Source organism: Microbacterium sp. NPDC055599 (assembly GCF_053618975.1).
On the sequence record NZ_JBSHIM010000015.1, the window covers coordinates 83,283 to 90,390 of the forward strand.

The 7,108-nt window shown below is 72.2% G+C and carries 6 protein-coding genes and 1 tRNA gene; 6 read left to right on the forward strand and 1 reads right to left on the reverse strand.

Annotated elements, in window-relative coordinates:
- Nucleotides 1-32 precede the first annotated feature (32 nt).
- The 5 genes from ACWGQ1_RS14960 to ACWGQ1_RS14980 all read left to right on the forward strand — a co-directional run bounded on the left by ACWGQ1_RS14960 (nucleotide 33) and on the right by ACWGQ1_RS14980 (nucleotide 5,788).
- On the forward strand, nucleotides 33-572 hold the full coding sequence (locus ACWGQ1_RS14960) for a DUF501 domain-containing protein (RefSeq protein ID WP_452313217.1): 540 nt from the start codon (nucleotides 33-35) through the stop codon (nucleotides 570-572).
- Nucleotides 569-1,885, forward strand: coding sequence for a S8 family serine peptidase (locus ACWGQ1_RS14965; protein ID WP_452313218.1), 1,317 nt, complete (start codon nucleotides 569-571; stop codon nucleotides 1,883-1,885). The genes ACWGQ1_RS14960 and ACWGQ1_RS14965 overlap by 4 nt, the downstream gene beginning before the upstream one ends.
- Nucleotides 1,886-1,910: 25 nt before the next feature.
- Nucleotides 1,911-3,404, forward strand: a complete 1,494-nt coding sequence (locus tag ACWGQ1_RS14970; RefSeq protein ID WP_452313219.1) for an FAD-dependent oxidoreductase — start codon at nucleotides 1,911-1,913, stop codon at nucleotides 3,402-3,404.
- Nucleotides 3,405-3,611: 207 nt separating this feature from the next.
- Entirely contained in the window at nucleotides 3,612-4,670 is a 1,059-nt protein-coding gene (locus tag ACWGQ1_RS14975) for a hypothetical protein (RefSeq protein WP_452313220.1), read from the forward strand.
- Between the two features lie 224 nt (nucleotides 4,671-4,894).
- Nucleotides 4,895-5,788 (forward strand): cation-transporting ATPase, encoded by an 894-nt coding sequence (locus ACWGQ1_RS14980; RefSeq protein ID WP_452313221.1) that lies wholly within the window; start codon nucleotides 4,895-4,897, stop codon nucleotides 5,786-5,788.
- A 13-nt stretch (nucleotides 5,789-5,801) separates the two neighbouring features.
- Here the strand turns inward: ACWGQ1_RS14980 and ACWGQ1_RS14985 are convergent.
- A tRNA-Leu gene (locus ACWGQ1_RS14985) sits at nucleotides 5,802-5,874 on the reverse strand.
- A 102-nt stretch (nucleotides 5,875-5,976) separates the two neighbouring features.
- On the opposite strand from ACWGQ1_RS14985, the gene ACWGQ1_RS14990 reads away from it, so the two are divergent.
- Nucleotides 5,977-7,017 (forward strand): alanine racemase, encoded by a 1,041-nt coding sequence (locus ACWGQ1_RS14990; RefSeq protein WP_452313222.1) that lies wholly within the window; start codon nucleotides 5,977-5,979, stop codon nucleotides 7,015-7,017.
- The last annotated feature ends 91 nt before the right edge of the window (nucleotides 7,018-7,108 follow it).

The window sequence follows — 7,108 nt, forward strand, 5'->3', positions numbered from 1 at the left end:
ATCCTCCCTGGAGCCTCCCCTACGCTGGTGTGGTGACGACGCCCCCGTTCCCCGCCCCCACGCCCGCCGAACTCGCCGTCGTGTCCGCGCAGCTCGGCCGCCCCGCGCGGGGAGTGGTCGGGATCGCGGCGCGGTGCCGGTGCGGCAACCCGACGGTGGTCGCCACCACGCCGCGGCTTCCGGACGGAACGCCGTTCCCCACGTTCTACTACCTGACCCATCCGGCGGCGACCGCGGCCATGTCGACGCTCGAGGCCACGCATGTGATGCCGGAGCTCGCCGCTCTGCTGGACGACGATGCGGAGGTCGCCGAGGCGTATCGCGCGGCGCACGTCGCGTACCTGGCCGATCGCTCGCAGTTCGGTGAGGTTCCGGAGATCGACGGCATCTCGGCGGGCGGCATGCCCACCCGCGTCAAGTGCCTGCACGCTCTCGCCGGGCACGCCCTCGCGGCCGGCCCCGGTGTGAACCCGATCGGTGACGCGGCGCTCGAGCGCTCGTCCTGGTCGCCCGAGGTCTGCCGCTGCGAGGACCCCGGTACGGCTGTGCGCGAGGCGGCGCGCTCGGCATGACCGGACGGCGGATGCTGCGCAGCGTGGTCGCCGCCGCCGTGGTGGCGACGACGGTGCTGCTGCTGGGGTCGAGCGCGACGGCGGCGACGCCGCCGCCGATCCCGGACGACCCCGCCGACCCGGTGCGCGCGGCGGAGTACTGGCTCGACGGCGCGCGGATCCGCGAGGCGTGGCAGACGACGCGCGGCGAGGGGACGACCATCGCGGTGATCGACACAGGCATAGGCAAGGTCCCGCAGACGTTCGGCGACGCGGTGGTCGGCGGCACGGACGTCTCCGGCACGGGGACGCCGGATGGACGGACGCCGCTGGGCGCGATCGACGGCAACCACGGGTCCTGGGTGGCGTCGCTCGCCGCCGGTCGCGGCGCCCCCGACGGCACCGGCATGATCGGCGTCGCCCCGGAGGCCAAGCTGCTGTCGGTGTCCGTGGGCTTCGGCGCGGCGGCCGCCGTGCCCTTCACGGAGCAGGTGGCGAAAGCGATGCGGTGGGCGGTGGACAACGGGGCCGACATCATCAATCTCTCCTTCACCACCAACACCCTGGACTGGGACGAGAGCTGGGACGACGCGTTCCTCTACGCGTTCGAGCACGACGTGGTCGTGGTGGTCGCGGCGGGCAACCGGGGGAGCGGCACGAACATCATCGGCGCTCCCGCCACGATCCCCGGTGTGCTCACGGTGGGCGGTGTCGATCAGACGGGCACCGCGAGCATCGAGGCGTCGACGCAGGGCATCACGATCGGGATCTCGGCGCCCAGTGAGGGCCTGCTCGGTGTCTCGGCCGACGGGGAAGTCGTCAAGTGGAACGGCACGAGCGGTGCGGCACCGATCGTGGCGGGGATCGCCGCGCTCATCCGGTCGGCACATCCCGACATCTCCGCGAACGACGTGATCAACCGGATCATCAAGACGGCGATACCCGTACCCGATGCGCAGAAGCCCCGCGATCCGCTCTACGGCTACGGGCTGGTCGATGCTGCCGCGGCGATCTCGGCCACCCTTCCCTCGGTCGACACGAACCCGATGGGCGACCTGGCGGAGTGGATCCGGCTGTTCCGCCGAGCCGAGAGCGAGCCGGCGCCGCAGCCCGAGCTGACCCCGGTCGCCGTGCCTCCGCTTCCCGATGCGGATCAGCCGAGCGAGGCCGGCTCACCGCTGCTTCCCAGCGCCGAATCACTGCGCTACGGTACCCTGCCGCTCGTCGCACTCACGGTGCCTGGTATCCTGATAGCGCTTGGCGTCACCGCAGCTGCCCGGCGCATCCGATCGGCGCGCGTTCCCGTACGCCACAATCCCGACTCCGAGGAGTAGTTCTTCTGTGCCTCAGAACAGCACTGTGCCCAAGATCCTGATCGTCGGCGGGGGCTACGCAGGTTTCTACACCGCGTGGAAGCTCGAGAAGCACCTGCGCAAGGGTGAGGCCGACGTGACCATGGTGGACCCGCTGCCGTACATGACGTACCAGCCGTTCCTTCCCGAGGTCGCCGCCGGTTCGATCGAGGCACGTCACTCGGTGGTCGCGCACCGCCGCCACCTCAAGCGCACGCACGTGCTCACCGCCAAGGTGACCAACATCAACCACGCGCAGAAGACCGCGACGATCACGCCGCCCGTCGGCGAGCCGTACGAGTTCGCGTACGACCAGATCGTGGTCACCGCGGGTGCCGTCTCGCGCACGTTCCCGATCCCGGGCATCGCCGACAACGCGATCGGTCTCAAGACCATCGAAGAGGCCGTGGCGATCCGCGACAAGGTCATGTCGAACTTCGACAAGGCCGCCTCGCTTCCCGCCGGTCCCGAGCGCGACCGTCTGCTGACCGTGGTCGTCGTGGGTGGTGGCTTCGCCGGCATCGAGGTGTTCGCCGAGCTGCGCTCGCTGGCCTCGTCGCTCGTGAGCAAGTACCCGCAGATCCACTTCGAGGACACGCACTTCCACCTGATCGAGGCGATGGGGCGGATCATGCCCGAGGTGTCGCTCAAGACCAGCGAGTGGGTGCTCAAGGACCTCGCAAAGCGCGGCGCCAACGTGCACCTCGACACGCAGGTCACGGGTGCGATCGACGGCAACGTCGAGCTCTCGACGGGCGAGGTCATCCCGACCGACGTGATCGTCTGGACCGCGGGCGTCATGGCCAACCCGACCGTCGTGCGCGGCGGCGACCTGCCGATCGAGGAGCGCGGTCGCATCCAGACCCGCGCCGACCTGCGCGTTGGCACCCCGGAGGCCTTCGTCGAGGGCGCCTGGGCTGCCGGTGACGTCTCGGCCGTGCCCGACCTGTCGGGTGGTGGCGTCGGCGGATTCTGCGTGCCGAACGCGCAGCACGCGGTGCGTCAGGCCAAGCTCCTCGCGAAGAACCTGGTGGCGGTGCTCCGTGGCGAGGCGCCCAAGGAGTACTTCCACAAGAACCTCGGGGCCGTGGCCGGTCTCGGCCTGTACAACGGTGTCTTCCAGTCCGGCAAGATCGCCCTCAAGGGCTTCATCGCCTGGGTCGCGCACCGCGGGTACCACGGACTCGCGATGCCGACGTGGGAGCGCAAGTGGCGCGTGCTGTGGGGCTGGTGGAACAACCTGTGGCTCGGCCGCGACCTGGTCAACCTCGAGACCGTGCAGAACCCGCGCTACGTGTTCGAGGAGTTCGCGGCGCGTCCGCGTCCGGCGGCACCGGCCGACGCGGCCCCGGCGGCTGCTCCGGCGAAGTCGGCTCCGGCCGCGAAGGCGGCTCCCGCCGCGGAGACCCCGGCCGATGTGAAGCCCGCTCCGAAGAAGGCGGCGGCGAAGAAGCCCGCCGCGAAGGCTTCGGCGACAGTGGAGACCGCGCCCGCCAAGTGACGACGACACCGAACGGCCCCGGACGCGAATGCGTGCGGGGCCGTTCTCGTTCCGGGCCGGACGTATGAGGGTGGAGACGCCGCAAGAGTTGGCCACGTAACATGTCAGATTGTACGCTTTCCGGGAGCGTGGACAAGGCCGTGTGGGCGGCCGTGTGGATCGTGCGCGATGCGAGGAGACCAGGTGGCGACGCGGAGTGGGGGTTCGATGCCGACGCTCAGCGTCTCGATCCGCGCCCTGCCGGGGCTCGAGAACCGGGCGGTCGCCCTGGCGCACGAGCTCCGCAGCGCTCCCGTCCAGATCGTCTCCGACGGGATCGAACGGTCGGCGCGTCGCGGTTCCCCGCGTCCCGTCTGGCAGCCGTGGAGCCGCCGGGCGACTCATCATCTCGTGCTCTCGGGTGACGTGGACGCGCATCCGGCGCTTCTCGCTCAGGTCCGCGACGCGGTGAGGCGTCAGCCCGCCGCGGTGCTGAGCTTCTTCTCGGGGTGGGACACCTACGCGTCGCACGCGGTGCGGATCGCTGCCTTCGCCGGGCGGCCGTGGGTCGCCCCGCCGGGGAAGACGGTGTCCGTCGTCGCCACCGTTTTGCCGGTCGCGGTCGCCGCCGAGCTCGCCGCCGCCGACGACAGCGCTCCCGTCGACGATGGGGAAGCGCTGTTCCGAGTCATCCGATCCCGCGGCCTGTCCCACTTCGCCAGCAACCCCAGCCTCGTGCAGGTCGCCGACCTCCGCCCGGATGGCGCGGGGGCGGCGCGAGGAGAGCGCGCGACAGCGTTCCTTCCGACGGCGGAGGCACCGGCGGCGTGGTGGGCAGGGGATCCGCTTCCCACACCGATGCAGATCCCGGCGATCCATGTGAGCGACGGCGAGCCGGTGTCATACGAGGCGCCCCTGGACGGAGATGATCGCTGGCGCATCCGGTCGAGGCGGGCGATCCCCGCTCCGCACTCGCGGCGGCTCACCCGCATCATCCGCGACCGCCTGCTGTGCACCGAGGTCGCCCGCAGCGATCTGCGTGCCGCGGCGTCGCTCCTGGGCGCAGCCTCGGTGCTGTGCGATCAGCTCCTGCTCGCGGCGCGCGCGGGGTCGCCTCCGGAGGGCTTCGGGGAGCTGAGTGCTCGGGAGTCCGCCGGGACGCTCCCCCTCGGGGCGCTGGGACGCACGGTCGCGGCGCTCTCGGAGGACGGCGGGCGCACCGAGGTGCATGCGGCGTTCCTCGCCATCCGCGACGACGTGCTCGAGGTGCTCGACGATCTCGGCTGAGCGGGCAGTGGAGAGGATCCATAGCCCTGCCCGCTAGGGTTTCGAAGTGCAAGGGGAGTACTCCCGTCTGCAGCGTCGTCGTCACTACGGACATGACATCGTGTCCCGGCCCGCTGGCCCTTCCGGGCGGAGGAGACCTTGGCACCCGTTCGCGGGCTGCCCGGAGACCCCTGCCGATGCTGGACGTCGACCCTCCCGGTGGCCCGCCCCACGAAGGGATCACCATGGGAAAGCTCTCCCGACTCATCCGCCTCGCCTCCGACGCGCTCGACACGGGCGGCGCGACATCCTCGCGGCGGCCCGGGGACACGGGGCGGGAGTCCACCGATTGGGGCGGAATGATCCGCGGTGCGGTCGACCAGGTGCGCGGCACCCGCGACGCCTCGCCGTCCGCTGCACGACCGGGCGACCCGTATGCGCCGCCCCCCGCGCACGACGCGACCGCCCGTCGCGACCAGGACCGGACACGACCCGCGGGGGCCTTCGCGCCGCCGCCCGCACCGCACCACGGCGGATCCGCGCTCTCCCCGCAGGATCGTGCCGCGATCGCCCGGTACGACTACCTGATGCAGACGGCCGATCCTCAGCGCATCGAGCAGCTCCACCGCGAGGCGTTCGCGCGGCTCACCCCACAGCAGCGCGAGGTCGTGGCGGCGCGCATGCAGCAGGAGCTCCCCGCGGGTGAGCGGCCGCGGTCGTCCGCCCCCGACGATCTGGCCAGGGCGGCCGGGCGGGCGGAGGCGATGCGACCGGGACGGATGCGCGGTCTGCTGTCCCGCGCGCGCGGCGTCGGGGCCGGCGGGGCTGCCGTCGCGGCGGGTGGTGCCGCCGTCGGTCTGCTCGGCGTCGTGGCCGGCGGTGCGGTGGTCAGCGCGGTCGCCGCGCCGCTGCTCGACCAGGCCGCATCGCTCGGCGTGGACTTCGGCGCCCTCGCAGAGGGCCTGGACGTCGAGGCGCTGGTATCCGGCGTCGATGTCGAGGCGCTGACGGGCGGCGCCGGAGATCTCCTGGGATCGGCGGGGGACGCGGTGTCCGGCCTCGGAGAGACCGCGACGGGCTGGGGCGACCGCCTGGGCGATCTGGGCGTCCCAGGGATCGGTGACCTGTTCGGGCGCTGACCCTCGGGTCCGGTGCCCCCGCTGGGACTCGAACCCAGACTGAGGCGATTTTAAGTCGCCTGCCTCTGCCATTGGGCTACGGGGGCCGCGTCGCCAGCCTAGCGCCGGCGAACGGCGGCCCCCGCACCCTCTGCGACGCGGTGTCAGGAGGGGTGAACCCGAGTGCGCTCAGGCCGTAGGGTGGGGGAGTGCTCGACCTCACCGATGAACTGAGCCCCGTCCAGGGCGCCGCCGCGGTCGCTCCCGAGTGGGAGGATCCCGGCCGATACTGGCCCCGACTCTCGGCCGCCACGGGCCATCTGCCCGCCCCGGTCGCGGTGATCGACCGGGAGGCCCTCCGCTACAACGCGATGGATCTCCTCGTTCGGTCGGGCGGTCTGCCCATCCGCGTCGCCTCCAAGTCGGTGCGGGTGCGGGAGGTGCTGGATGCCGTACTGCGGCTGCCGGGCTTCCGGGGCATCCTCGCGTTCACGCTGGAGGAGGCGCTGTGGCTCGCCGAGACGCACGACGACATCGTCCTCGGCTACCCGACGGTCGACCGCGCCGCCCTGGAGCGGCTCGTCGCCGATGAGGCCGCGGCCCGACGGATCACCCTCATAGTGGACGATCTGGTGCACCTCGACCTCATCGACAGTGTCGCCGGGCCGGGCTCTCGTCCCGAGCTGCGTGTCGCGATCGACGTCGATGCCTCGTGGCGCTCGCCGCTGCTGGGGCACATCGGCGTGCGGCGTTCGGCCCTGTTCTCCGCGGGTGAGGTGGCCGCGTTCGCGAGGAAGGTCGCGGCCCGTCCCGGGTTCCGGCTCGTCGGCCTGCAGATGTACGACGCGCAGATCGCCGGTCAGGGGGACGACGCGGGTCCGGACGCCCCACTCATCCGTCTCGTGCAGTCGCGCTCGCGGGAGGAGCTGCGCGAGCGCCGGGCGGCGATCGCCGCGGCGGTCAGCGCCGTCGCACCCCTGGAGTTCCTCAACGGAGGCGGCACCGGGTCGCTCGAGTTCTCGGGCAGCGACGAGTCGCTGACCGAGGCGAGCGCGGGAAGCGGGCTGCTCGGCGGGCATCTGTTCGACGGCTACCGCTCGTTCCGCCCGGCCCCGGCCGCCGCGTTCGCGTTCGACGTCGTGCGGCGCCCGGCGGCCGACATCGCGACCGTGCTCGGCGGTGGCTGGATCGCTTCCGGGCCCGCGGTGGCCTCGCGGCAGCCGCTCCCGGTGTGGCCGGCGTCGAGGTAGTCGAGGGCGCGGTCGGCCCATGCCGTGCTGTGCATCTGACGGTTCAGCGCGCCACCGACGTGGCTGTCCATCGTCGGGTCGGGCTCGGTGG